Source organism: Mesorhizobium sp. M0174 (assembly GCF_040322275.1).
GTDB lineage: Bacteria > Pseudomonadota > Alphaproteobacteria > Rhizobiales > Rhizobiaceae > Mesorhizobium.
On the sequence record NZ_JAMYTB010000002.1, the window covers coordinates 300503 to 325206 of the forward strand.

The 24704-nt window shown below is 62.1% G+C and carries 24 protein-coding genes and 1 pseudogene; 15 read left to right on the top strand and 10 right to left on the bottom strand.

All coding sequences use genetic code 11. From position 1 onward, the window contains the following. Nucleotides 1-67: 67 nt before the first annotated feature. Nucleotides 68-367, bottom strand: a complete 300-nt coding sequence (locus NKJ13_RS04920; RefSeq protein WP_352689745.1) for a hypothetical protein — start codon at nt 365-367, stop codon at nt 68-70. A gap of 239 nt (nt 368-606) precedes the next feature. Beyond that, complete coding sequence (gene pdxH / locus NKJ13_RS04925; protein ID WP_352470672.1) at nt 607-1224, bottom strand: pyridoxamine 5'-phosphate oxidase; 618 nt, start codon at nt 1222-1224, stop codon at nt 607-609. A gap of 39 nt (nt 1225-1263) precedes the next feature. Here pdxH and NKJ13_RS04930 point away from each other — a divergent pair, with 39 nt between their 5' ends. After that, nucleotides 1264-1725 (top strand): RT0821/Lpp0805 family surface protein, encoded by a 462-nt coding sequence (locus NKJ13_RS04930; protein ID WP_352777187.1) that lies wholly within the window; start codon nt 1264-1266, stop codon nt 1723-1725. A 100-nt stretch (nt 1726-1825) separates the two neighbouring features. Continuing rightward, the gene (locus NKJ13_RS04935) at nt 1826-2752 is read left to right on the top strand and encodes a DnaJ C-terminal domain-containing protein (protein ID WP_352501969.1); all 927 of its coding nucleotides are present in this window, start codon (nt 1826-1828) and stop codon (nt 2750-2752) included. Nucleotides 2753-2900: 148 nt separating this feature from the next. Here the strand turns inward: NKJ13_RS04935 and NKJ13_RS04940 are convergent, their stop codons facing one another. The 5 genes from NKJ13_RS04940 to NKJ13_RS04960 form a co-directional block, all read right to left on the bottom strand. Further along, nucleotides 2901-3563: a hypothetical protein gene (locus NKJ13_RS04940; RefSeq protein ID WP_352505230.1), complete on the bottom strand. Its 663-nt coding sequence runs from the start codon at nt 3561-3563 to the stop codon at nt 2901-2903. A 28-nt stretch (nt 3564-3591) separates the two neighbouring features. Beyond that, a complete protein-coding gene (locus tag NKJ13_RS04945; protein ID WP_352689740.1) occupies nt 3592-4773 on the bottom strand; it encodes a gluzincin family metallopeptidase in 1182 nt (393 codons plus the stop codon). Nucleotides 4774-4858: 85 nt separating this feature from the next. Further along, nucleotides 4859-5527 (bottom strand): TfuA-like protein, encoded by a 669-nt coding sequence (locus NKJ13_RS04950; protein ID WP_352505228.1) that lies wholly within the window; start codon nt 5525-5527, stop codon nt 4859-4861. Between the two features lie 61 nt (nt 5528-5588). After that, nucleotides 5589-6737, bottom strand: a complete 1149-nt coding sequence (locus tag NKJ13_RS04955; RefSeq protein WP_352777190.1) for a YcaO-like family protein — start codon at nt 6735-6737, stop codon at nt 5589-5591. Beyond that, on the bottom strand, nt 6737-9904 hold the full coding sequence (locus NKJ13_RS04960) for an ATP-binding protein (protein WP_352689738.1): 3168 nt from the start codon (nt 9902-9904) through the stop codon (nt 6737-6739). Before NKJ13_RS04960 ends, NKJ13_RS04955 begins: the two co-directional genes overlap by 1 nt. A 500-nt stretch (nt 9905-10404) precedes the next feature. Here NKJ13_RS04960 and fabI point away from each other — a divergent pair, with 500 nt between their 5' ends. After that, nucleotides 10405-11223 (top strand): enoyl-ACP reductase FabI, encoded by an 819-nt coding sequence (fabI, locus tag NKJ13_RS04965; protein WP_352777192.1) that lies wholly within the window; start codon nt 10405-10407, stop codon nt 11221-11223. A 31-nt stretch (nt 11224-11254) separates the two neighbouring features. Next, on the top strand, nt 11255-11842 hold the full coding sequence (locus NKJ13_RS04970) for a histidine phosphatase family protein (RefSeq protein ID WP_352476657.1): 588 nt from the start codon (nt 11255-11257) through the stop codon (nt 11840-11842). A 63-nt stretch (nt 11843-11905) separates the two neighbouring features. Here the strand turns inward: NKJ13_RS04970 and NKJ13_RS04975 are convergent, their stop codons facing one another. Next, entirely contained in the window at nt 11906-12169 is a 264-nt protein-coding gene (locus NKJ13_RS04975; RefSeq protein WP_023716902.1) for a DUF1344 domain-containing protein, read from the bottom strand. A 275-nt stretch (nt 12170-12444) separates the two neighbouring features. On the opposite strand from NKJ13_RS04975, the gene aroC reads away from it, so the two are divergent. Continuing rightward, on the top strand, nt 12445-13545 hold the full coding sequence (aroC, locus tag NKJ13_RS04980; protein ID WP_352505225.1) for a chorismate synthase: 1101 nt from the start codon (nt 12445-12447) through the stop codon (nt 13543-13545). Between the two features lie 109 nt (nt 13546-13654). Further along, on the top strand, nt 13655-14755 hold the full coding sequence (gene ribB / locus NKJ13_RS04985) for a 3,4-dihydroxy-2-butanone-4-phosphate synthase (RefSeq protein WP_254818438.1): 1101 nt from the start codon (nt 13655-13657) through the stop codon (nt 14753-14755). A gap of 59 nt (nt 14756-14814) precedes the next feature. On the opposite strand, the gene NKJ13_RS04990 is transcribed toward ribB, so the two are convergent. Next, nucleotides 14815-16038 (bottom strand): MFS transporter, encoded by a 1224-nt coding sequence (locus NKJ13_RS04990; protein ID WP_352505224.1) that lies wholly within the window; start codon nt 16036-16038, stop codon nt 14815-14817. 118 nt (nt 16039-16156) lie between these two features. Between NKJ13_RS04990 and NKJ13_RS04995 the strand changes: the two genes are divergently transcribed. The 6 genes from NKJ13_RS04995 (at nt 16157) to dxs (ending at nt 21425) form a co-directional block, all read left to right on the top strand. After that, on the top strand, nt 16157-16810 hold the full coding sequence (locus NKJ13_RS04995; RefSeq protein ID WP_352505223.1) for a TetR/AcrR family transcriptional regulator: 654 nt from the start codon (nt 16157-16159) through the stop codon (nt 16808-16810). Between the two features lie 132 nt (nt 16811-16942). Further along, the gene (locus NKJ13_RS05000) at nt 16943-17869 is read left to right on the top strand and encodes a histone deacetylase family protein (RefSeq protein WP_352476662.1); all 927 of its coding nucleotides are present in this window, start codon (nt 16943-16945) and stop codon (nt 17867-17869) included. A 3-nt stretch (nt 17870-17872) separates the two neighbouring features. After that, a complete protein-coding gene (locus tag NKJ13_RS05005; protein WP_031211056.1) occupies nt 17873-18124 on the top strand; it encodes an exodeoxyribonuclease VII small subunit in 252 nt (83 codons plus the stop codon). A gap of 109 nt (nt 18125-18233) precedes the next feature. Beyond that, a complete protein-coding gene (locus tag NKJ13_RS05010; RefSeq protein ID WP_023716908.1) occupies nt 18234-18500 on the top strand; it encodes a DUF2277 domain-containing protein in 267 nt (88 codons plus the stop codon). A 9-nt stretch (nt 18501-18509) separates the two neighbouring features. Beyond that, the gene (locus tag NKJ13_RS05015; RefSeq protein WP_352505222.1) at nt 18510-19430 is read left to right on the top strand and encodes a pirin family protein; all 921 of its coding nucleotides are present in this window, start codon (nt 18510-18512) and stop codon (nt 19428-19430) included. Nucleotides 19431-19511: 81 nt separating this feature from the next. Continuing rightward, nucleotides 19512-21425 carry a 1-deoxy-D-xylulose-5-phosphate synthase gene (gene dxs, locus NKJ13_RS05020; protein WP_352777194.1) on the top strand — a complete coding sequence of 638 codons (1914 nt, stop codon included), beginning with the start codon at nt 19512-19514 and terminating at the stop codon, nt 21423-21425. Nucleotides 21426-21669: 244 nt separating this feature from the next. On the opposite strand, the gene NKJ13_RS05025 is transcribed toward dxs, so the two are convergent. Next, complete coding sequence (locus NKJ13_RS05025) at nt 21670-22071, bottom strand: GFA family protein (RefSeq protein ID WP_352505221.1); 402 nt, start codon at nt 22069-22071, stop codon at nt 21670-21672. Nucleotides 22072-22245: 174 nt separating this feature from the next. On the opposite strand from NKJ13_RS05025, the gene NKJ13_RS05030 reads away from it, so the two are divergent. From NKJ13_RS05030 to NKJ13_RS05040, 3 genes and pseudogenes are all read left to right on the top strand, one after another. Further along, nucleotides 22246-23025, top strand: coding sequence for a TlyA family RNA methyltransferase (locus tag NKJ13_RS05030; protein ID WP_352737065.1), 780 nt, complete (start codon nt 22246-22248; stop codon nt 23023-23025). Then, a complete protein-coding gene (locus tag NKJ13_RS05035; protein WP_352777196.1) occupies nt 23022-24263 on the top strand; it encodes a class I SAM-dependent RNA methyltransferase in 1242 nt (413 codons plus the stop codon). Before NKJ13_RS05030 ends, NKJ13_RS05035 begins: the two co-directional genes overlap by 4 nt. Nucleotides 24264-24361: 98 nt before the next feature. Beyond that, nucleotides 24362-24698 (top strand): annotated as a pseudogene (locus NKJ13_RS05040) (antitoxin Xre/MbcA/ParS toxin-binding domain-containing protein). Nucleotides 24699-24704: the final 6 nt, after the last annotated feature.

The window sequence follows — 24704 nt, forward strand, 5'->3', positions numbered from 1 at the left end:
CTGGCCTTGTCTCGCATCGTGGACCCGCCGGCAGCGACCGGCGGGCGGTTTCGCCACGCTCTCTTTGTCACATCGCCATTTTCTTACATTCGGCCTGAGCCTTTGCCGAAGACGTGTCGATCATGAATGTCTTGCCTTTGGCGTCGGTCATCAACATCATGCAATGCTTGATCGGTTTCGCCATTTTCATCATTTCGGCGCTCATCTTCGCGTCGGGCATCATGGTGCCCATATGCCCATCGGGCATGATCGCCATGACCTCCCCACCCTTCATCATCGTCATTGTCCCCATCGTGTCTTCCGCAAAGGCCTGCGAAGCGAAAAGGCCGACGAGACCGGCCATCGTGACCAACCTGAGTGAATGCATTGCGTCCTCCTGAATTTGCGCCAGCGGCGCGTTGAGCCCTTTCCTGGTTCGTTGCGGCAAGCTGGAACGTTTCACGCACACGAGATCGTGATCGTGGGATTGGAAACGCCAGAAGCGGCCCGGCCTTGGCCGCCTTCATGACTAGGAAGAAGGGCTGAAAAAATGGGCGCCGGTGCGGAAGCTGCCGATCTGCCCCACAAGGGCCCACAAGGGGGAGATCGGCGCTCCACCGTCGTGCCCTACGGATAAAGCCTCATTTTGTCCCAGCCGCCCTCGGCGTTGCGCGAAAACACGACACGGTCGTGCAGCCGGAACGGACGGTCGTGCCAGAACTCAATGCTCTGCGGCACGATGCGAAAGCCCGACCAGTGTTTTGGCCGCGGGATCTCGCCGATCGCGTGGCGCGCCGTATATTCGGCAACCGCCTTTTCCAGCGCGAAGCGGCTTTCCAGCGGCCGCGACTGCTTGGAGGCCCAGGCGCCGATGCGGCTGCCGCGCGGACGCGTCGCATAATAGGCATCGGCTTCGGCGTCGGTGACAATCTCCACCGGGCCCCGCGCCCGCACCTGCCGGCGCAGAGATTTCCAGTGGAAGCACATCGCTGCTTTCATGCTGCCAAGGATCTCGCGGCCCTTGGCGCTCTCGAAATTCGTGTAGAAGACAAAGCCACCCTCATCGAACCCCTTGAGCAGCACCATTCGCACATTCGGCATGCCCTCGGCATCGACCGTCGCCAGCGCCACGCTGTTGGGGTCGTTGATCTCGCTCTTCGTAGCGTCGTCGAGCCACGCCGCAAAAAGCCGGAACGGCTCCGCCGCCTCGGTAAAGTCACCGCTTGTTAACCCGGTTTCGCTCATAGTTTTCCCAAATTTGTCGCCGGCTGGGGAGATTGCCGATTGTCGCGTATCGCGCAAGCTTTTGACAGTGGGCAATGGAGCGTTATCGCTTCGGCCAGCGCCAAAGCCATGATCGTGACAATCATCCTGCCGCTTGCCGCCTGTGGCGGGGGCGGCTTCAGCCTGGAGCAGGCGGAGGTGGACGGCTCGATACTGACCTCGAGCACGCCGGCCTCAGTCACGCCGCTCGATCAGGACCGCGCTTCCGACCAGGCTACGATCCGCAACGCCGTGTCCTCCGCCGACGTCGAGCAACTGGCCGGGCAGGCCATTCCCTGGGCGAATGCCGACACCGGCTCGCGCGGCTCCATCACCGAGCTCGCAGAATTCAGGGCTAACGGTGAGACATGCCGTCGCTTCACCGCGTCGCGCGAGAGCTTCGACGGCGTCGCGCTGTTCAAAGGCGAAGTATGCCTGGCCGGCGGCAGCGCCTGGCGAATGCAGGACTTCAAGGCGCTCTGATTTTCCGCCGGCTATATAGCGGTAAGCCACTGGAATTTCTTCCTATGCAAGCGCATATAGGAGGCGATCATGGAACCACTCCTTCTCCAGGGCAGTAAGCATGCGCGACCCCTATGAGGTGCTGGGCGTTGCCAAGAACGCATCGGCCAAGGACATAAAATCGGCGTACCGGAAGCTCGCCAAGAAGTATCATCCGGACCAGAATCCGGATCCCAAGGCAAAGGAGCGTTTTGCCGCCGCCAATCAGGCTTACGAGATCGTCGGCGACGAGAAGAACCGGGCGGCTTTCGATCGCGGTGAGATCGACGCCGAAGGCAAACCGCGGTTTCAGGGTTTCGAGAGTGCGGCCGGCGGCGCCGATCCTTTCGCCGGTTTCCGCCGGCAGCAAGGGCCGGGCGGCGCGCATTTCGAATTCCGCACGGGCCGTCCCGGTGGTGACCCGTTCGACGGCAACAGCGACATCTTCAGCCAGATCTTCGGCGATGCTTTCAGCCAGCAGCGCGGCGCCGGCACGGGCGGCCGCCGTCAGGCGCCGACGGCCGCAGATCTCAACGTGACGCTGGACGTCACCATCGAGGAAGCCGCCACCGCCGAGAAAGTGACGGCGATGTTCCCCGACGGCCGCAAGATGGCGGTCAAGTTGCCGGCCTATGTCGAGGACGGCCAGACCATCCGGTTGAAAGGCCAGGGTGAGCAAGGACCGGGGCAGCCGGGCGATGCGCTGGTCAAGATCCGTTTCCGCCGGCACCCGCGCTACCGCGTCGAGGGCCGCGACCTGCATGTCGACCTGCCGGTAGAACTGGCCGATGCGGTGCATGGCGCCAAGGTGGCAGTCGAAACCCCGACCGGCAGGATTGCGGTCAACGTCCCCCCTTGGTCGAGCTCGGACAAGGTTCTGCGGCTGAAGGGCAGGGGCCTGCCGGAAAAGGCCGGCGGTCACGGCGACCTCTACGCGCACGTGCGGCTGATGCTGCCGGAAGGCGGCGACGCCGAGCTAGAGGCGCTGATGCGCCGGCGAAAGCGCTGACGGTCGAAAAGGCCGGCGCTTGACGTCGTAAGCGGGCGTGAGTGGTTTCATGCCGCGTCGGTTATTGACAGGAAACGAGCAACCAGCGCCACTGGGCTGGCCGACCACAACTCGCGATCGGCCATGCGCGCACTAGATCTAGCGTCTATCAGTCGCCAAGTCTTCCCCCGCGGTGCCCCATCATCATTCGGGACGCGTACATTGTGGGCGAGCTTTTGCCCGGTAGATTCGCGTCAAGAACAATCTGCTCGACGAAACCCTGATTCACTTCAATCTCCACGCATTTGTCGAGCTTATCAACGATCCAGACGGCGTATCCTTCACTCTCCTTGGATTTATAGTTGGAGTCGTCTTCAGGAATATCTGCCTCCGGATTTGCTGGAATTAACATTACCTTGGGCTTCGGGAGATCATAAGTATGACCCTCGTAGGCATATCCAAATATTACACCGCAACTAAGTATTTCTTTATCACCATTTGTCGGGTTTATATCAATCGCCCCAAGCATAAGCATAAACCTATTTACGATAGAATTAACAAACACATAACTGCTATTGTTAGGTGGGGTTTTACTAAGATATTTCTTAAACCGTAAAATTCTTTTGTCATCAGGATCGCCGTCATCAAGTATCTTTGCTATTATTATAGAATGATTCTTGTATTTTCCTGTTATTGGCTCCAATGTCTTTTTCTTTTTGCTGGATATAGGAAGACCAAGACCAGGTATTCCATAGAGGCGCACTTGTGTGGCGTTAAATGCTCCATGGGGATCTTTCGTGGTGTAAGTCGGTCGATGAAAATCGTCGCTCATGTTGTTACCCTCCGTTGCAATCACCAATTCATAAAATTTCCCGCCACCTGAAATTCTCTTCGAAGCTTGCCGCTATGGCCGGGCGGATGCGGTCGGACACTTCGATGATGGTGGAGGCTGCGACTGCGAATGTGAGATGATCGGCATCGAGGCGTGTCCACGCGCGCGCAAGCCCAAGCGCGACATCGTCGCGCGCCTTGATTAGCTCGGTCTTAAAAAGGAACGGACGGGCCCGGAATGCATCGCCCGTGAAGTCGGAGATGTGCCGCATGTCGGCTTCGCCAACCTGCCTGATGTCGAAGCCAAGCAGGCGCTCGTCGGCCAAGCCCTGCCGCACCAGGCCGGCATGGTAGAGATCGACCAGAGTATCGAACACCGCTCCCGTGAATGGGCGAGACCGGTCATGAATCTCTTCGGTCACTTCCGTCATCTTGCGCGAGTTACTGGCAAGGCGGATCTGGCGGTCGCCCGTCAGTTCGGCGATGCGGTTGAGCTCGTTGAGGACAAGCAGGTTTGCCTGGCTGTGCCGTAACAATCGATCCATCCCGCTGTCGAAATGCAGGAACGAAAGCAGCGAAATAAGATCGGCGTTGGCTTCGTGGAACGGCCCGAAGTCGCCGTCCTGCAGGCCTTGCGTGGGCACTCCGAAGAGAGAAAAGAGTATGGCGTGACCCATTTCGTGCGCGATCACGTCGAAGTTGAGGGCGTACGGATGGCCGCGCCCGTCGGCTCCACGCTCGCGGCCAAGCTCCAGATATCCAAACCCCGATTGCGCATTCTCCCAGTCAAGCCAGGGAATGATCTCAAGCCGCTCGTATGTTTCGGCGAAGTACCAGACAATCGGCTTGCCCAGATAGCTTTCCCAGATGTCCAGCACCCGGCTCGCGGCCGCGAACGCATGCGCTGCCAGGAACTGGCGCGACTGAAGAGAGAGGTGGTCGAAATGACCATCAAGGCCGGGTCCGGCTGGTGGGAAATACGCGCCAACAAAGGGCGGCAGGTAAGGATACTCGTACGGCTGCTTGTCCAGCACGGGATCACGCACGTATATGCGATGATCCTCCGGGCCCGGATGGATCAAACCAGGCGATGTTGAAATCCAGACCGCCTCGGGTTTCTCGTACCCAGAAACGTGAGGCGCTTGTGGGTATAGCAGGAAGCGCGTTCCAGCCGACATCCCCGCCCGACCGGCGACATCGAGCGCGTTCAACTGCGCGGCCCCTCTCATAGTCGGCAACACTAGCACGAAGCCTGCACTTCGTAAATTGCACCAGGTATCACCGGCAACTCTGTCGTCAGATTGCTAAGCCGGCGTCCTCCAAATCCTGGACAAACGCGACCGTCATTCTGAAATTCTTCAATTCCGCCGGCACCAATGCCTTTTCTCTCATAAGTTGCAGAGCCGACAGTGCGTCGCGTTTCTTTTGCTGAACGAAAGCTCCTGCGAGAATTTGCCGGCAGGCTTCGATATCATGGTCACCGGCTTCCGGTAATGTCTCGCGGACCATTCGCGACAGCGTACGTTCCCTAAAATTGAGGTTCCGGGCCGTATTCCCAAGCTTTCCTGACAAATCGGTGGAGATCAGGTTCCGCCTCCAAGCGGCGCGGACGGTTATTCGCAAATCAACCAAAGCGTGCGTTAGCGGCGAAAAATTCACCGCCTTCGGACCGTACAGCACTGCCACTGCGTCATCAGGCAGGAAAGCGAAGCGGCGATACCATCGATAGATAAGGCCAACGCCGTGCATGTACGGGTAAAGCTCGGCGGCTCGCAAGGCTCCCATGCTTCCCGCACCAATTACCGGGATGGCCTGGCTGATCGCCCACAGTATCTCCTTGTGCCTCACTGCCGGCTCAGCCTGGAAAGCGCCGTCTATGATGACAATTGCAGCCGGGTCATAACGCTGCACCGCGGCTATGATCGAGCCTTGTACCGCGGGCGCCAGGCAGATCACGTCGGCCACCTGCTGTGCCTCTGGATGCGATAGCGTGGGGCCGGTGAAAACGAGCCGAGGTCGCATCCGGTCACTCCACTAAAGGGTACAATTGCGGGATAACTATCCTGACGGCCGACAGTCGGTTCCAAGGGCTGGTGTTGAGGCGGATCAGATACACCGCGCTGATTCCGCTTTCCTCCAGTCGTGCGAGAAGGCTGCCACGCAAGGTCTGCCCGCTCGCCGCTCGATCGGCAGGCTGGCGGGCGAAACTCACGTCCTTGCGGCCGCCGGTGATCAGCTGGCGGTGCGCCTCGATAAGCTGCCAGTCGGGATATTTCGGATAAGACGCCCGGGTCATGTCGTCGCGCGCACCCGAGATCGCCGCAAGCCGCGCCTGCGCCGCCTCATGGATCGCTTGGACGGCAGCTGCCGCCGGATCGAATGCAGCGGCCGAGCCGTCGGCCGGCAGATGGAGCAATGCCGTCTCTCGAGGATTGCTCTCAATCAGATGGCACCAAATCACAGGCAGGCCAACAGGCGACGGCGCGAGCCAAAGGCCGACGATCATGTCTTTTCGTGCGAGTTCATCCAATAAAGCCAAGACCCTTGCGTCATCGATGGTCGCTGGATCGATTCGCTGGTGTTGCAGAAAACCATGCGTCTTGAGAGCGCGGGCGATCGCATCGCGTTCGACGCATTCCAATATGCCGTGTGTGATGGCGTCTGCTTCATCAAGCGCGGCCGCCAGTCCGGTTGTGGTTGGCGTGAAAATTCCGTCACAGGGGCTGGGCGGTACGAGATAGGCCGTGTGCACCAATTCCAGCGGAACGAAGTCGCGGCCGCCGCCCAGCAGGTTCTCCGCCTCCATCCAAGCGATTTTTCGGCCGCGCCAATCAGCAGGGGCGGGCTCTCGCAGCCACGTCTCAAATCGCCCGTAGGGTATGCCGAGTAAAGTGGCCGAAGCGTAAGCTGCATCAAGATATTCGATGCGCTCGGCGAAAAAGCTCTCAGCGGATTCCAAAATGGCCGATATGGCAGCGCGAGCCAGGCTGGCACCCTTTCCCTGCGCGACCGCGTTTGAAAACGAGAACGGCCTCATTGCCTGCACGACCGGGATGCCGACACGGTCCAGGCCGGTAATGTCCGCAATACGGGTGATGCCCAACGCTTGTCGCATCGACATCAGATACGTCAGCGCTTCGTCTGCCGGAGGACCAAGGCGCTCATATTGTTCCACTATCGGCTGGCCCGCAGTTCCGGCTCAGGGTTGACGATCAGCGGTTCGCCGGGCTCAACCGACTTCCTTGCCGCTTCGATACGGTCGTTGTAGCTCCGAAGCAGGACGGGCGAGAGATTTGACACGCTGAGCGTCTCGTAGGCCGCGATGAGGATGGGCACGGCATTTTGCTCGGCTGCAGTATTGAGGCTCTTCTCAAGGGCAGCTGCCACCTGGCCAGCTGCCGCGCCGTCAAGGACGAGAAGTTGTGCAATTCGCCGATGTAGTTCCGCCAGCCAATATCGACTGCCACCCGCCTCGGCCTGCGCCACCGCCGAATGAAGCAGGGCAAGCGCGCCACTGATCTCACCCGAGCGCGCGAGAAGTTCCGCCAGCATGCCGCAATAGACGGCCTCGTCCTCAGGTGTCTGCACTTGTCCATGCAGGCCGAGGGCCTCACGCATCTTGTCCTTGCCCCGCTCGAGGTGGCCAGCGTTGCCATCGCACCAGCCCTCGAAGATTTGTGCCGAGACGACTAGCGAAGGCAGGTGATGAAGCGCGGTCAGCTGCCGCAGATCCTCAATCACGTCACGCAACGAAGCGAAGTCGCGGCGATAGCAACTCAGCATCGCGCCGTTGATACAGGCATGCGCGATGCTGCTGACATGGCCAGTCTGCTGAGCCCAGCGGCGGGCCTCCGACATGGAGCGGAGAGCGCTCGTTGCACGTCCCGAGAACCACAGCGACAGTGCACGATGCGCCAAGCCGCACACGCGCGCGTCGTGCCCCCCAAAACGCGTGGCATTCGCGTGCCCCTGGCCCACGTCATAGTGCGGCAATCCAGCATCAACCGCGGCTATGCATCCACCATGGTCTCCGCGATTGAAATCGACTGCCCACAAGCAGTGCCTAGCCTGAAGCTGAATCTCGGGGTCGTTAACCTCCTTTAGATCACTGACGACGGCCTGCGCCCGCTCGCCATCAACGACCGAACCCGTGAACCACCAACCCCAATAGATCGGGAACCACTTGGCGCGCTCCGCTATCGGCCGACGCCGTGCGATATTTACGCCTTCGTCGTAGAGCCTGCGGGCGTGCTCGGAATTTGGCCCTTCGACAGCGGTCAATATCGGCCCGAGCGCCACCATCGCCGAGAGCCGCAGCGCATCCCGTTTGTCATGATCAGAAACCTGCCCGCAAAGCGCAATGGCATGCTCGAGCAGCTGCCTTGCCTCAGCCATAGCCGAGCGGGACGAGCTTTCCATGCCGGCATTGACGAACTCGCCGATCGCTTCGTCAAGCAGGCCACCTCGCTCAGCATGATCGGCAAGAGCTGCCGTTGTTAGCCAGCCAACGAGGCTGCGGTTGCCACTAGCCACCGCATAAAGACGCTGATGCAGGGTCCGGCGCCGTTTCCGTAGTGTTCCACTATAGATCGTTTCTTGGATAAGCGCATGCCGAAACGCGTACACTGTTGCTGCTGCATGCCTGGCGCGTACGAAGCCAGCCTCGGCCAGGGCATTGAGCGCCGCAGAGATTGTGCCCGGGTCAAATTCCGGCAAGAGCGCCGACAGCAAGTCCAGGCTGAATCTGTTGCCGGCGACGGCGGCCGCGCGCGCCACCTCGCGGGCGCGGCCGAGAGGCTCGAGCCGGGCGTCCAACACTGTTTCCAACACCGCCGCGCGGCCGAGCGAAACACCCTGTGGCAGGTGCTCAGTACCGCTAGCGGCATTCTCCGCCATCCATTGGCAAACCTCCTCGATGAACAGGGGTACACCGCCGGTGACGCGCTCGACCAACTCTATCAGCTCAGGCGCGGGCGCTCGCTTGCCCTGAGGCCACATCGTCGCGATTGCCCGCAAGGTGTCGGCATGCTCAAGGGGAGCGAGCAGGACATGCTTGCTTTTTTCATCCAGCCAGTCGCCAGATCCCGGCCTCGTCGTTGCGATCAAGAGCACGGGGCAACTAGGAACCAGTTTTGCAAGTTCACCCAGCAGTTGCTTCGACGTAAGGTCGATCCAGTGAATATCCTCAGCGATCAAGATCACTGGGCCACTGGCGCACGTTGCTTGTAACGCATGGCGCGCAGCCCAACCGGCTTTCTCTCGGATCACTTCCGGATCCATCTCATGGAAACCGGACCTCGCGCCTTCCACGCCGAGCAGAAAAGAAAAGATGTCGACGACTTCGGCGTCGTGAATGTCATGTGCTGCGAACACCTCTGCTACAAGCGCAGGGGTGAGTGCACGCTCGCCGTCGTCGAAATTGCCCAGCATCGCCTGCCGCAGTGGATACAGCGTCGAACGCGAGTCGCCTGGCATACATTGGAAGAGGAGCAACCTGTTGCGTTGGAAGCGCGTTCGCCGGCGCACCTCGTGTAGGATGCGCGACTTGCCAATGCCGGCCTCGCCCTCGATCACTACGACTTGGCCACGTCCCGAAACGGCCTCATTCCAACATTCGTGGATCAGCTCGGCCTCATCCGTACGGTCGACCAAGGGGCTGGTGAGGCGTCCGAACGCGGAGAAACGGTCTACCCCCCGCTTGTGACTCAGCGCCTGCCAGACCTGCTCGGGTTGCGCGAAGCCTTTGATGACGTGAGAACCGTAGAAGCTAAATACGTGTGAGCGCCGTGCCAGATTACGCGTCTCGTTGCACACGACGACGGTATCCGGCCGGGCAATTGCCTGCAGCCTGGTTGCCAGCGCAAATGCAGGGCCGGTTACCGTGTCCTGCGCTACAGCGGTGTCGCCCTTCAGGATTAGCGTCATCGAGGTCGCCACGCCTACCCTTACATGCAGGTCGCTCCTCCCTTTCTCCGCGGCAAGGAGCTTGCACGCCCTGACGATCCCAAGCCCGGCGCTGATCGTCAGCGACGCCGCATCCTTCGCACCCAGATCGACTGGGAACACAGCGACGCCGCCGTCGCCGACCTCGACCGTCACGGTTCCGGAGCACGATACAATCGCTTCCTTGGCGGCCATTTGAAACGCCAAGATAAGTTCCTCAAAATCTTCGATGCCGAGCAGGCCCAGCAGCTCGGTGGAGCCTACGAGATCGTAGCAAAGAGCGGTTAGTATGCGCCGTTCGTGACGGGTCTCGACACCGTCATCCATCAACCCTTTGCCGATCGGAAGGCGCGAGCCAGTCCCCGCCTTCGGAACATCAACTCGGCTCTTATGCGACATGTCACCCTCGCTGACAGGGCATACTATCAAAAGTATGACAGAGCACAAATTACTGAGCGGCGATCGCCGGAAGGTGCGACGGCTGCTCAGGACCTCTCGCCTGTGGGTTGGCGGACTCAACGTCAAATTTTTTGTCCAAAGGCAGACATTCGACGGCCTAAGCCCAGACGTCCGCTCCCGGCGCACCGCAAAGCGGTCGTCCACGGCCCAAAGTATGGAAGTCGGCTCGGGGTCATGACCGTGGCTTCGGCCGCTGGCCAACGAAACTTCTGCCAAAGGGTCATCTTCCGCCGTGACACCGATACTGGCGTCGGATTTTTCCACTGGCCCGCCACTCCAAGGTCAAAGCGCTACAGCGTCCTTTGCGCGCCCAAAAGGACTCGCGGCTCTGTAGACCAGCGGCTTTGTCCCCCGAACTGTCCGCTTTGAACGCTTGAAGGGGCACTGTGGCTGTGCGATAGGCACTCCACAAAGCAGAGAACCTTGCGGAGAGCGCTGACATGGCGGGTGAACGGGGCCTTATGGCCGGCAAGCGCGGCCTTATCCTTGGCATCGCCAACAATCGCTCGATCGCTTACGGCATCGCCAGGGCCTGTGTCGATCACGGCGCCGAGATCGCGCTGACTTATCAGGGCGAGGCGTTCAAGAAACGTGTCGAGCCGCTCGCGGCGGAACTGGGCGCGCATGTCGCCGGCCACTGCGATGTGACCGACCCGGCCAGCCTCGATGCGGTGTTCGCCGATATCGCCAGCCATTGGGGCAAGCTCGATTTCCTCGTCCACGCTATCGCCTTTTCCGACAAGGACGAGCTGACCGGCCGCTATGTCGAGACGACGCGCGATAATTTCCTGCGCACCATGGATATTTCGGTCTATTCCTTCACGACCATTGCCAAACGTGCCGAGGCGCTGATGACCGACGGCGGCTCGCTGCTGACGCTGACCTATTACGGCGCGGAAAAGGTGATGCCGCACTACAACGTCATGGGTGTCGCCAAGGCGGCACTCGAAGCCAGCGTGCGCTATCTGGCCGTCGATCTCGGCGCCAAGAAGATCCGTGTCAACGCGATCTCCGCCGGCCCGATCAAGACGCTTGCCGCATCCGGCATCGGCGATTTCCGCTATATCCTGAAATGGAACGAATACAATTCGCCGTTGAAGCAGACGGTCACGCAGGAGGAGGTTGGCGATTCCGGCGTCTATTTCGTGTCCGACCTTTCGCGTGGCGTCACCGGCGAGATCCATCATGTCGATTCCGGCTATCATGTTGTCGGCATGAAGGCGGTCGACGCGCCGGATATTTCGACGGTCAAGGACTGACGCCACCGCCTGACCTCCTCCGGAAGACCTGATGTACCCGCTCGTCTATATCGTGCGCCACGGCCAGACGGCGTGGAACGCCGAGGCCCGGCTGCAGGGGCAGGCCGATACCGACCTCGACGAGCTTGGCCGCGAGCAGGCTAGCCGCAACGGGCGCAGGCTGGCCGAACTCATCGACAAGCCCGAAGATTTCGACTTTGTCGCCAGCCCGATGCGGCGCACGCGCGAGACGATGGAGCGCCTGCGCGCGGCGATGAAGCTCGATCCGCACGCCTATCGTACCGAGCCGCTGCTCGTGGAATTGAGCTTTGGCGACTGGCAGGGTTTCACCTTTGCCGAACTCGAGGCGAACAATCCTGGTTCGACCAGGCGCCGCCGGCTCGATAAATGGAATTTCCAGCCGCCCGGCGAAGGCGCCGAAAGCTATCAGATGCTGCTCGAACGGGTGAAGCCGTGGTTCGACGCGCTCGATCGCCAGACGGTCTGCGTGACCCATGGTGGCGTCATGCGCGTAATGTTCCGCTTGGTACTGGGGATGTCCGAACAAGATGCGGTCAGCATGGACGTGCCGCAGGACCGCGTGCTCAGACTGGACGGCCGGCGCCTGGAGTGGCTTTGAGACCGATGACGCAGCGTATGTTGAGATCAGGTCGGGCCGGCATCAGCTGAATGTCGACGCGTCCTACTCGGTCGATCCGGTGTCCGGCAGTTCCATATCGGTGACGACATTCTCGCCATTCGTCACGTCATAGGCGAGGACGATGTCCATGCCTGGCTTCAGCGCATCGAGGTCGGTTTCGGCGTTCAGCTTGTAGGACTTGCCGTCGTCCAGCGTCAGCGTCAGCGCATCCTTGTCGACCTTCTTGATCAGGCCTTCGGTCTGGCCGGCGAAGGCGGCGGTGGAAATCAACAGCGTGGCGGCAACAGCGCCAATCAGGATACGCATCATCGTCCTCTTTAATCATTGCCGGTACAGCGGCTCGGTCCAACGGAACGGAACTGAGCAGAAACCAATCGAATGTGTCAAAACTAAATCCGCCGGATCACAGTTTGACCACTGTGGAAAACGCCAATAGAAGGCAGGCGACAGCGCCGCGCGTCCTCCTGGACGCGCAAAGGACGCTGTAGCACTTTTGATTTTGTGCATGATCCTTTCCGAAAATCGCTCCGATTTTCGGGGTTATGCGCTAGGCCGGCTCCGACGCCGGCAGGGCTGGTTCCATGTCGCACAACACGTTCGGCCATCTTTTCCGCGTCACCACCTGGGGCGAAAGCCACGGGCCGGCGTTGGGCTGCGTCGTCGACGGCTGTCCGCCAGGCATCCGCTTCACTCGCGACGAGATCCAGGCCGAACTCGACAAGCGCCGCCCCGGCCAGTCACGTTTTGTGACGCAACGTCGCGAACCGGATGAGGTGAAGGTCCTGTCCGGCTTCGTCCTCGATGAGGACGGCGAGACGATGATCACGACCGGCACGCCGGTGTCGATGCTGATCGAGAATGTCGACCAGCGCTCGAAGGATTATGGCGACATCGCCCGCCAGTTCCGGCCGGGCCATGCCGATTACACGTACGAGGTCAAATACGGTCTGCGCGACTACCGCGGCGGCGGCCGCTCCTCGGCGCGTGAGACGGCGGCGCGGGTGGCGGCCGGAGCGCTTGCCCGGAAGGTCGTGCCCGGCATGGTGGTGCGCGGCGCGCTGGTGTCCATGGGCGATAAATCGATCGATCGCGCCAATTGGAACTGGAATTTCGTCGGCGACGCCGAAAACCCGTTCTTCACACCTGATCCGGCGTCCGTCGCCGTCTTCACCAAATATCTGGACGGCATCCGCAAGGCGGGCTCCTCGGTCGGTGCGGTCATCGAGATCGTCGCCGACGGCGTTCCGGCCGGGCTTGGCGCGCCGATCTATGCCAAGCTCGACCAGGACATCGCCGCCGGCCTGATGTCGATCAACGCCGTCAAGGGTGTCGAGATCGGCAACGGTTTCGAGGCCGCCCGCATCACCGGCGAGGAGAATGCCGATGAGATGCGCATGGGCAATGACGGCAAGCCGGTCTTCCTGTCCAACAATGCCGGCGGCATTCTCGGCGGCATCTCGACCGGCCAGGCGATCGTCGCGCGTTTCGCCGTCAAGCCGACCTCGTCGATCCTGACGCCGCGAAAGTCGATCGACAAGGACGGTAACGACGTCGAGATCATGACCAAGGGCCGGCACGATCCGTGCGTCGGCATCCGCGCTGTACCGATCGGCGAGGCGATGGTTGCCTGCGCCATTGCCGATCATTATCTGCGTCATCGGGGACAAACGGGAAGGCAGTAGGGAGTAGAGTAGGGGAGTAGGTTACGCAGCTCCCACGACAGCATTTTTTCCTTTTCTCTACTCCCGTACTGCCCTACTCCCCTATTCCCTGCGAGCGAAGCGAGCACTTATGCCTTACGACCAGAAGAAGATCGTCGAAGCCCTGCGCGCCTTCGAGCGCGGCGAGATCGTCGTCGTTATGGACGATGACGGCCGCGAGAACGAGGGCGACCTGATCGTAGCCGCCGTCCATTGCACGCCGGAAAAGATGGCGTTCATCGTTCGCAACACGTCGGGCATCGTCTGCACGCCGATGCCGCGCGAGGAAGCCAAGCGGCTCAACCTGTCGCCGATGGTCGCCGACAATGATTCGGCCCACACCACCGCCTTCACCGTCAGCGTCGATTTCAAGCACGGCACCACGACCGGCATTTCGGCGGACGACCGTACTCTGACTGTCCGCAACCTCGCCAACGGCAATGTCGGCGCCTCCGATTTCGTCCGGCCCGGTCACATCTTTCCGCTGATCGCACGCGAAGGCGGCGTGCTGATGCGTTCGGGCCATACCGAGGCCGCTGTCGACCTCTGCAAGCTCGCCGGCCTGCCGCCGGTCGGCGTGATTTCCGAGCTGGTCAACGATGACGGCACCGTCATGCGTGGCCCGCAGGTGCAGGCCTTCGCCGAAAAGCACGGGTTGAAGCAGATCTCGGTTGCCGACCTCATCGCCTACCGGCAGCGCAAGGAAACGCTGGTCGAGCGTGTCGCCTGTTCCGACATTGAGACGGCAGGCGGCAAGGCACAGGTCTTCACCTACACGCTGCCCTGGGATTCGATGCATCATGTAGCGATCGTCTTCGGCGACATCCGCGACGGCGAGGAGGTGCCGGTGCGCCTTCATTCCGAGGACGTGGTCAGCGACGTGTTCGGCACCAGCCACAGACTGGACGCCATCATGAAGACGATGGGCGAGCGTAAGCGCGGCGTCATCGTCTATCTGCGCGAAGGCTCAGTCGGCGTCGCCCATCAGGAGCGCAAGCGCCCGGCTGCCGGCGACCGCGAGGATCACGAAGAGGCTCGCCGCCGCGAAAACGAATGGCGCGAGATCGGCCTCGGCGCGCAAATCCTCAAGGATCTCGGAATTTCCTCGATAAATCTGATCGCCTCGCGCGAGCGCCATTATGTCGGCCTCGAAGGTTTTGGCATCCACATCGCCAAGACCGAGATTCTTTAGGCCATTCTCACGGTGCTGGTATGCGTCCGGCCCCGGCTCGGGGCCGGACGCACCGGAAACTATTCCGCAGCGACCGCGGCTGCGTCGCATGCCGCCATGTCGCAGTTCGGCGCGGCAAGGCTGCGCTGGCCGGCGAGCACGATGGCCAAAGCGATTGTGCCCGATGCCACCGATACCCAGAACCCGTTCTGCGCGCCGAAAGCGTCCACCACCCAGCCGGCGGCGAAGGAGCCGAGCGCCATGCCGATGCCGATGCCGGTCATCACCCAGGTCACGCCCTCGGTCAGCACCGCCTCCGGCACGCGCCGCTCGATCAGGCCGAATGCCGTGATGAAGGTCGGCGAGATTGCCACGCCGCTGACGAAGACGGCCAGTGCCAGCAGCGGCACGGTGTCGGCGACGAGCAGCGGCAGCGTGGTGAGCGCAATGATGGCGATTGCGATGGCAAGCTGAATCTGCAGCGGCACTTTCAGGTTCAGGGCGCCGATGACGATGCCGACGACGAACGATCCGAGCGCGTAGACGCCGATGACGAAGCTGGCGGCGCCCGGCTGGCCAAGCTCCTTGGTGATCGCCACGGTGCTCACCTCCGTGGTGGCGAAGGTCGCGCCGATGAAGATCAGGGCCAAGGTGATGATCTGGACCGGCCGCAGGCGGATTGCCGAGCCGCCCGAACCGTGTTCCACCGGTCGCGCTCGCGGTTCGGTCGAGCGCTGCAGGATGAAGGCCGTCGAACCGAAGGCCAGGAACAATGTGCTCGCGAGCACTCCCGCTTCCGGGAAAAGCGCGACACTCAGTCCGACCGACAGCGATGCGCCGGCGATGTAGACCAGTTCGTCCGCCGCCGACTCGAAGGCGAACGCCGTGTTCAACTCGGGGCGGTTGCGGAAGATTTCGGTCCAGCGTGCGCGCACCATTGCCGGGATGCTGGGCATGACGGCGGCGAGCAGCGCCGAGACGAATAGCGTCCATATCGGCCAATGCTGATTGGTCGCTGCAATCAGGATCGCGAAGGCGAGCGCGGAAATCATGGTGGTCGGCACCACAATCCGCGTCTGGCCGAGGCGGTCCACCAGTCGCGATACCTGCGGGGCGACGAAAGCGTTGGCCAGCGCATATGTCGCGGAAACGGCACCGGCCAGCCAGTATTGGCCATCGGTCTGCGACAGCATTGCGACGATCCCGATCGGAGCCATGGCCATCGGCAGCCGGGCAACGAACCCGGCGGCAGCAAAGCCCTTGGCGCCCGGCGCGCGAAAGATCTGGGAATAGGGATTTTGCATGGTCTGGCTCCTCGACAACGGCCGGTTCGGCGATTACATACGTAGCGTATGAGTTTAAATAGATCATACGTGGCGTATGTCAATTGGCATGCGAAGCGTATGTTAATAGGGCCAGTGCATGCACAAACCACGCAAGGAGATGATTGCCGAGACCCGCGCCAAACTGATTGCCGCGGCGCGCCAGGCCTTCGGCACGCTCGGCTATGCCGAAGCCTCGATGGATAACTTCACGGCATCGGCCGGGCTGACGCGCGGTGCGCTCTATCATCACTTCGGCGACAAGAAGGGCCTGCTCCAGGCGGTTATCGCCGAGATCGACGCCGAAATGGCAGCCCGGCTGAAGGTCGTTTCGGCCAAGCCGGACAATCTCTGGCAGGGCTTTGTCGACGAATGCACCGCCTATATCGAGATGGCGCTGGAGCCGGAGATCCAGCGTATCGTGCTTCGCGACGGGCCGGCGGTGCTCGGCGATCCATCGCAATGGCCAAGCCAGAGCACATGCATCCGCTCGATGACAGAGAGCCTGCAAAGACTGAGCGACGAGGGGACAATTCTCGCCGTCGATCCCGAAGCCGCGGCAAGGCTGGTCAGCGGCGCCTCGCTGCATGCGGCGCAGTGGATCGCAAATTCGAACGATCCCGAAGCGACGTCGAAGAAGGCAGTGAAGGCGTTCAAGGTTCTTCTGGAGGGGCTGCTCAATCGCACCGGCAGGCTGCATCAACCTGATCGACCGTCAGCGATGCAGCCCGAGGTTGACCGATCACCGGCCTGAGATCATCTTTTCGCCAATCCCAGGCGGCTCGCGGTGGGCTCGGCCGACGCCGGTTGCCTAAACCCTGTTGAACATCGCGTCACCAGCGCGCGAAAACATGGCCAAAGCGGTAAGGCGCGCCTATATCGGGGCATGGTCACGAGACTTTACACGCATCCGATTTTCCTCGAGCACATAACACCGCCCGGTCATCCGGAGCGGCCGGACCGTCTGCGCGCCATAGAGCGTGTGCTTGACGACGAGGCCTTCGCGGCGCTCGATCGCGTCCAGGCGCCTGAAGGCGACGAGGCAACCATTCTCTACGCGCATCCGCCCGAATTCGTCGAACGTGTCCGTGCAGCGATACCGGACACCGGCATCGCCCGTATCGACGCCGATACCACCGCCAGCCCGAAGAGCTGGCAGGCTGCCGTGACCGCGATCGGAGCTGCCAACGCCGCGGTCGATGACGTCTTCACCGGCCGTGCCGAGAACGTCTTCGTCGCCGCACGGCCGCCCGGCCATCATGCCGAAAAGACCACCTCCATGGGTTTTTGCCTGTTCAACACCGCGGCGATCGCGGCACGCTACGCGCAGAAGAACCATGGCGCCGGCCGTGTCGCCGTCGTCGACTGGGATGTGCATCACGGCAACGGCACGCAGGACATCTTCTGGGACGATCCGTCGGTGCTCTATTGCTCGACACACCAGATGCCGCTTTACCCGGGAACCGGCGCCGCGAGCGAAACCGGCGCCGGCAACATCGTCAACGCGCCGCTGGCGCCGCAGAGCGGCAGCGATGTTTTCCGTGACGCCTTTCTGTCACGCATCCTGCCGGCGCTCGACAATTTTGCGCCCGATCTCATCATCATCTCCGCCGGTTTCGACGCCCACCACCGCGATCCGCTGGCCGAGATCAACCTGACCGAGGATGATTTCGACTGGGCGACCGGCCAGTTGCTCGAACGAGCCGGGCGCCATAGTCGCAACCGGCTCGTCAGCGTTCTCGAGGGCGGCTACGATCTGCAGGGATTGGCATTTTCGGTCGCCGCCCATGTCGGGCGGCTGATGAAGGGATAGATGATGGCTGGTGAGACCAACGAGGACGTCAAGGCGATGAGCTTCGAGCAGGCGCTCGAGGCGCTGGAACGGATCGTCGACGATCTGGAGCGCGGCGACGTGCCGCTCGACCAGTCGATCCGCATTTACGAGCGCGGCGAGGCGCTGAAGGCGCATTGCGACCGGCTGCTGAAAGCGGCCGAGGACAAGGTCGAGAAAATCAGGCTGTCGCGTGACGGCAAGCCGGTGGGGACAGAGCCGCTGGATGCGGACTGAGGCGCGGCCTCGAACGACGATTGTGCTTACCGGCTTTGGACATCATCACGATTGAGGGTAAAACTCATCCCGTTTGAAACGGCTCCAGGACGAGAGGAGATTGCGAACGATGTGCAGAAACATCAAAACCCTGTTCAATTTCGATCCGCCGGCAACCAATGACGAGGTCCGCGATGCCGCACTTCAGTTTGTCCGCAAGCTGAGCGGAACGACACGGCCGTCGAAACAGAACCAGCATGCGTTCGACCATGCCGTCGAGGCCATTGCCGCCTCGGCGCGTGAATTGCTCGACAGCCTCGAGACGACGCAGCATCCGCGCAATCGCGAAGAGGTGGCGGCCAAGGCGAAGGCCAAATCTGCACTTCGCTTCGCCTGAGGGGACCGCGTGAGCTTCTTTCCCGGAAACGATCCGCAGATGGGCGATGCCTTCGCCAGCGATCAGATCGAACTGATGGTCATTCCGAATGCCAAGGACATCGGCGGATTTCAGGTTCGCCGCGCCTTGCCGACGGCCAGGCGCCGGCTGGTCGGACCCTTCATCTTCTTCGACCGCATGGGTCCAGCCGTTCTGCGGGCCGGCCAGGCGCTCGACGTGCGCCCGCATCCGCATATCGGCCTGTCGACGGTGACTTACCTGTTCGACGGCAAGATCAGGCACCGCGATTCGCTCGGCACCGAGATGGTGATCCAGCCCGGCGACGTGAATTTGATGACCGCCGGCCGCGGCATCGTCCATTCGGAGCGCACGCCGGAAGAACTGCGCGGCTTGCCGATGTCGGTTTCCGGCCTGCAGACATGGCTGGCGCTGCCGGACGGCAAGGAAGAGGTCGCGCCGGTCTTCGAAAACACCGCGGCCCTGCGCCTGCCCGAAATCGATGCAGAGGGTGTCAGCGGCCGTATCGTCATCGGTGCATTGTCCGGGCTGCGCTCCCCGGTCGCCACCGCTTCGGACACGCTCTATGCCGATCTCAGGTTGGCGCCGGGTGCCAGCGTGAAGATCCCGGCCGACGCCGAGGAGCGCGCCATCTATACGCTGGCAGGCGAGGTTTCGATATCCGGTGACCGCTTCCCGGCCGAGCGGCTGCTGGTTTTCCGGCCCGGCGATGAGATCGTTGTTTCATCGGAGGGCGGCGCCCATTTCATGCTGTTTGGCGGCGCTTCGCTCGGTTCGAAACGTTATATCTGGTGGAATTTCGTATCGTCCTCAAAGGAACGCATCGAGCAGGCGAAAGAAGAATGGAAGACGGGCCGCTTCGATATCGTTCCTGGAGACGAGCAAGAGTTCATCCCGCTGCCCGAAAGCTGATGCGCGTTACCGCCACATTTACATTCGCCGGCCAGCGGCATATTTCACGATGAACAGAAAATCTGACCAGGCTCGCAAACAGTGAACGCAAAGCCCGATACGCCGCTTCTCGACAAGGTCCGCGTCCCAGCCGATTTGCGCACGCTTGCCGAAGCCGACCTGCCGCAGCTGGCGTCAGAGCTTCGCGCCGAACTGATCGACGTCGTTTCCCACACCGGCGGCCATCTCGGCGCCGGCCTCGGCGTGGTCGAACTGACTGTCGCGCTGCACTACGTCTTCAACACGCCGGACGACCGGCTGATCTGGGACGTCGGCCACCAGGCCTATCCGCACAAGATCCTGACCGGCCGCCGCGACCGCATCCGCACGCTGCGGCAGGAGGGCGGCCTGTCCGGCTTCACGCGTCGCGTCGAGAGCGAATACGATCCGTTTGGCGCAGCCCACTCCTCAACCTCGATTTCAGCCGGCCTCGGCATGGCGATGGCGCGCGATCTGTCCGATGGCCGCAACAATGTCATTGCCGTCATCGGCGACGGCGCCATGTCGGCCGGCATGGCCTACGAGGCGATGAACAATGCCGGCGCACTCGATGCCCGGCTGATCGTCATCTTGAACGACAACGACATGTCGATCGCCCCGCCGACCGGTGCGATGAGCGCCTATCTGGCGCGGCTCGCCTCAGGCAAGACCTATCTTGGGTTGCGCGATTTCGGCAAGAAGCTGACGTCCTATCTTGGCGAGCGCGCCGATCGCGCCATCAAGCGCGCGGTCGAGCACGCGCGCGGTTACGTCACCGGCGGCACGCTGTTCGAGGAGATGGGTTTCTACCACATCGGTCCGATCGACGGTCACAACCTCGAGCACCTGATCCCGGTGCTGAAGAACGTCCGCGACAATGCCGACGGCCCGGTGCTGATCCATGTCGTGACCCAGAAGGGCAAGGGCTACGCCCCGGCCGAGGCCGCGGCCGACAAATATCATGGCGTCAACAAATTCGACGTCATCACCGGCGCCCAGGCCAAGGCGCACGCCAATGCGCCGAGCTATACGAAGGTGTTTGCCGAAAGTCTGATCCAGGAGGCCCGAGAGGACGACCGCATCGTCGCCATCACCGCCGCCATGCCGAACGGCACCGGGCTTGACCTGTTCGGCGAAGCGTTTCCGGCGAGGACCTTCGATGTCGGCATCGCCGAGCAGCATGCGGTTACCTTCGCCGCCGGCCTTGCCACGGAAGGCTTCAAGCCTTTCGCCGCGATCTACTCGACCTTTCTCCAGCGCGCCTACGACCAGGTCGTCCACGACGTGGCGATCCAGAAATTGCCGGTGCGCTTTCCGATCGACCGCGCCGGCTTCGTCGGCGCCGATGGTGCCACCCATTGCGGCGCCTTCGACACGACCTTCCTGGCGACGCTGCCCGGTTTCGTCGTCATGGCCGCGGCCGATGAGGCCGAGCTGCGCCACATGGTACGCACCGCTGCAAGCTTCGATGACGGCCCGATCGCCTTCCGCTACCCGCGCGGCAACGGCGTTGGCGTCGAGATGCCGCAACGAGGCTCGGTATTGGAGATCGGCAAGGGCCGGATCGTCAGGGAAGGCACCAAGGTTGCGCTGCTTTCCTTCGGCACCAGGCTGCAGGATTGCCTTGCCGCGGCCGAGGAGCTTGGCGCGGCCGGGCTTTCGACCACGGTCGCCGATGCCCGTTTTGCCAAGCCGCTCGACGAGGACCTGATCCGGCGGCTGGCCCGTTCGCACGAGATCCTGGTGACGGTGGAAGAGGGCGCGGTCGGCGGCTTCGCCAGCCATGTGCTGCAGTTCCTGGCCCATGAAGGGCTGCTGGAGAGCGGCTTGAAGGTGCGCCCGCTCGTGCTGCCCGACGCCTTCGTCGACCATGCCAAGCCGGAAAAGATGTATGCCGATGCCGGGCTGGACAGCGCCGGCATCGTGCGCACTGTGTTCGTGGCGTTGGGGCATACCGCGCAGGCCCAGCGCGCCTAGTTTTTAGACGCATGTCCCGCGACGCCGAAGCGATTCAACTTGGCTGCAAGATGCCGGTCTGAATCAAAATCTCAACTGCTTGAATCAAATTGCCGGCGAACAGTCGTAACGTGCTGTTTACGCTGCTGGTTTCCGGCCGCGCACGCAGGTGTCCGGCGACAGCAGCGACGGTCTGACGCCGGCCGTCGAACGGCGGGTTTCGCGGAAGATATTCTAAAGCATGATCCCGAAGAGACTCTAGAAACTAGAACCACATATCCCGCACGCAGCGACCATCTCTCGGCAAATCCTCGAATGTATCGAGACCATCGAAATGGTCGATCGGGAGATCGGCGACGGCCTCGGGCGGCGCAAGCCTCACATTGACGGCGATGCGGTAGCGCCCAGCCGCATCGGGACGCAAACCGCGCCAGGCCAGGACGCAAGCGCACGTTGGACAGAAGAGAATCTCAAGTGAAGGATGAGCCTTTCCGACGCGACTATAGGCGCTTACGGGCCCGGCAAGGCGGATGCGTTCGTCGATATAGTCGTAAGCCCAGAGCGTGCCGTAGCGGCGGCAAAGTGTGCAGTTGCAGGCAGTGACCGAACCGGGATCGCCCTCCAGGGTCCAGCGGGCGGCACCGCAGTGGCAGGTTCCCGTCAGCATTTCCTCCTCCGCGTTTCGACCGCAAAACGGCATCTCGTTCTTAGCATTGCGTCGCGCCTGGCGCGAGGTTCGACTGGTAGCGGAGCGGCTTGATGCGTTCACCGCTTTTCCAGCCATGCCTTGTCTCATCGCCAATATCCTTGCCATCATCGTTGGCATTCGCCATGAAGGCCGATGACTTCCCTTCCGCCAGCCAGCATACGCCAGAGGCTCGACGAATTGCTCGTCCAGCGCGGCCTGTTTGCCAGCCGCTCGCGTGCCCGCGATGCCGTGGGGCGCGGCACCGTGACGGTCGATGGCATCGTCGCCCGCAAGCCAAGCCAGGCCGTTCTGCCTGAGTGCAACATCGTCGTTGATGATCCGGCGCAAGGTTACGTGTCGCGCGCCGCACTGAAGCTGAAGGCTGGTCTCGACCATTTCGGCCTCGACCCCACCGGCAGCGAAGCCCTCGATGTCGGCGCCTCGACCGGCGGCTTCACGCAGGTGCTGCTCGAACGCGGCGCGGCGCATGTCACGGCGATCGATGTCGGGCACGGCCAGATGCACTCCGACATTGCCGGCGATCCGCGCGTGACGGTAATTGAGGGCCTGAATGCGCGCGAACTGTCGGCAGCCGATCTCGGCGGCCGTGTGCCGGATTTCGTCGTCTCGGACGTCAGCTTCATCTCGCTGAAACTGGCGCTGCCGCCGGCGCTTGCCTTGGCCGGGAACGGCGCAAAGGCTGTGTTTCTGGTCAAGCCGCAGTTCGAGGCCGGCCGCGAGGCGATCGGCAAGGGCGGGCTGCTGAAGGACCCCTATGATGCGGCGCGTATTGCCGGCCTGATGCAGGACTGGCTCGATGCCATTCCCGGCTGGCGCTCGCTAGGGCTGCACCTGTCGCCGATAGAGGGCGGTGACGGCAACCGCGAGTTCCTGCTCGGCGGCATCAAGGACGTCGAGACCCAGAAGCGATGAGCACCCGTTTCACGATCGCGAGGTTGGGCTCGCAGGGCGACGGCATCGCCGAGACGGAAACCGGCGAGGTTTTCATTCCGTTCGCGCTGCCGGAAGAGATCGTCACCGCCGCGCGGGAGAAAGATCGCGCCACCTTGATGTCGGTCCTTGAGGCTTCGCCGTTGCGGGTCGATCCGCCGTGCCGGCATTTCGGCGCGTGCGGCGGCTGCGCCGTTCAGCATCTCGAGACAGAAGCCTATCACCGGTGGAAGCGCGAAAAGGTCGTGCATGCGCTGAAGAGCAAGGGCATCGCTTGCGATGTCGGCGCGCTGGTGCCGTGCTCGCCGCACACGCGCCGCCGCGTCGTCTTCACCGCCCGGCGGAGCGAGGCGGGAATGCAGTTCGGCTTTGTTCGCGCGCTGTCATCCGAGATCATCTCGATCGAGGAATGCCCGATCTCGCTGCCGCAGATCGTCGCTGCGCTCGGCCGTTTGAGGATGCTTGCCGGGCTGATCTGCACCACGACCAAATCGTTCCACATGGCGGTAACGGTGACCGGTTCCGGCCTTGATGTCGCGGTTCACGATTCCGGCAAGCTCGGCGAGAACCAGCGCCGCGTCGCGTCCAACTTCGTCATCGCCGAGGGGCTAGCCAGGCTGTCGGTCGACGGCGAGATCATTATCGAACCAAAGAAACCGGTCGTCCTGTTTGATGGCGTCACCGTCGCACTGCCTCCGGGCGCTTTCCTGCAGGCGACCGAGGCTGCCGAACAGGCGATGGCCAACATTGTCGGCCAGCATTTCGCGCGCGCCAAAAAGGTCGCCGATCTCTTCGCCGGCTGCGGCAGCTTCGCGCTGCGCCTGGCCGCAAGATCTGAGGTTCACGCGGTGGAAGGCGATGCGGCAGCACTCGCGGCGCTCGACCGGGCATTCCGTTTCGCCAGCGGCCTGAAGCGGGTGACCGGCGAACGTCGCGACCTGTTCCGGAGGCCGCTCACATTCAAGGAGTTGAATGCCTTTGACGGCGTAGTCTTCGACCCGCCCCGCGCCGGCGCCGAGGATCAGTCGAAGCAGATCGCGCGCTCCGACGTGCCGCTCGTCGCCGCGGTGTCCTGCAATCCGGCAACGCTGGCGCGGGATCTTCGCATCCTCCTCGATGGCGGTTACGCCTTGAAGAGCGTAACCCCGATCGACCAGTTCCTGTGGTCGCCACATGTCGAGGCAGTGGCATTGCTGGAGAAGCCCAAGAGAAGGCGCTAGCAGCATTTATCGGGCGTGAAATGCGCACTAAAAAAGCGCATTTAAGCGTACGCCGGTCAAATATTCTAGGAAATTTATAATGAGCCAAAGCCTTTGATATTTCGGCATCGCGCTGCGGCGAGGAGCGGACGCCGTTTCTCTCGTCGAAGCGGATGGCTGAACTGCTCGGGAACTGGCGGGCCTGAGCGGCATCGCCCGCGACACGTTTGCCGCTAAGACCGGAGCGCGCAAGGTCGACGCCGCATTGAGCCCCATCATTCGTATTCTGGCGACGGCCGGCGAGATGACCGGCGATCAAGTGCGTGCAGCGATCTGGTTCAAACATCAGCCGATCCCGGCTGGGTGGGAAAGACCGCCTATGATCTGGTTCGCGAAGGCAAGACGGATAAGGTTCTCGCTTACCTGCAGGCCGCTCGTTCCGGTATCTATGCCTGAACGGTC

Excerpts from the sequence above, each read along its gene's own strand:
- pdxH (WP_352470672.1), bottom strand. The coding sequence starts at position 1,224 with ATGAGCGAAACCGGGTTAACAAGCGGTGACTTTACCGAGGCGGCGGAG.
- fabI (WP_352777192.1), top strand. The coding sequence starts at position 10,405 with ATGGCGGGTGAACGGGGCCTTATGGCCGGCAAGCGCGGCCTTATCCTT.
- NKJ13_RS04995 (WP_352505223.1), top strand. The coding sequence starts at position 16,157 with ATGCACAAACCACGCAAGGAGATGATTGCCGAGACCCGCGCCAAACTG.
- NKJ13_RS04975 (WP_023716902.1), bottom strand. The coding sequence starts at position 12,169 with ATGCGTATCCTGATTGGCGCTGTTGCCGCCACGCTGTTGATTTCCACC.
- NKJ13_RS05035 (WP_352777196.1), top strand. The coding sequence starts at position 23,022 with ATGAGCACCCGTTTCACGATCGCGAGGTTGGGCTCGCAGGGCGACGGC.
- NKJ13_RS04920 (WP_352689745.1), bottom strand. The coding sequence starts at position 367 with ATGCATTCACTCAGGTTGGTCACGATGGCCGGTCTCGTCGGCCTTTTC.
- NKJ13_RS05000 (WP_352476662.1), top strand. The coding sequence starts at position 16,943 with ATGGTCACGAGACTTTACACGCATCCGATTTTCCTCGAGCACATAACA.
- NKJ13_RS04940 (WP_352505230.1), bottom strand. The coding sequence starts at position 3,563 with ATGAGCGACGATTTTCATCGACCGACTTACACCACGAAAGATCCCCAT.
- NKJ13_RS05005 (WP_031211056.1), top strand. The coding sequence starts at position 17,873 with ATGGCTGGTGAGACCAACGAGGACGTCAAGGCGATGAGCTTCGAGCAG.
- ribB (WP_254818438.1), top strand. The coding sequence starts at position 13,655 with ATGCCTTACGACCAGAAGAAGATCGTCGAAGCCCTGCGCGCCTTCGAG.
- NKJ13_RS04990 (WP_352505224.1), bottom strand. The coding sequence starts at position 16,038 with ATGCAAAATCCCTATTCCCAGATCTTTCGCGCGCCGGGCGCCAAGGGC.
- NKJ13_RS05030 (WP_352737065.1), top strand. The coding sequence starts at position 22,246 with ATGACTTCCCTTCCGCCAGCCAGCATACGCCAGAGGCTCGACGAATTG.
- aroC (WP_352505225.1), top strand. The coding sequence starts at position 12,445 with ATGTCGCACAACACGTTCGGCCATCTTTTCCGCGTCACCACCTGGGGC.
- NKJ13_RS05025 (WP_352505221.1), bottom strand. The coding sequence starts at position 22,071 with ATGCTGACGGGAACCTGCCACTGCGGTGCCGCCCGCTGGACCCTGGAG.
- NKJ13_RS04935 (WP_352501969.1), top strand. The coding sequence starts at position 1,826 with ATGCGCGACCCCTATGAGGTGCTGGGCGTTGCCAAGAACGCATCGGCC.
- NKJ13_RS04970 (WP_352476657.1), top strand. The coding sequence starts at position 11,255 with ATGTACCCGCTCGTCTATATCGTGCGCCACGGCCAGACGGCGTGGAAC.
- NKJ13_RS04960 (WP_352689738.1), bottom strand. The coding sequence starts at position 9,904 with ATGTCGCATAAGAGCCGAGTTGATGTTCCGAAGGCGGGGACTGGCTCG.
- NKJ13_RS05010 (WP_023716908.1), top strand. The coding sequence starts at position 18,234 with ATGTGCAGAAACATCAAAACCCTGTTCAATTTCGATCCGCCGGCAACC.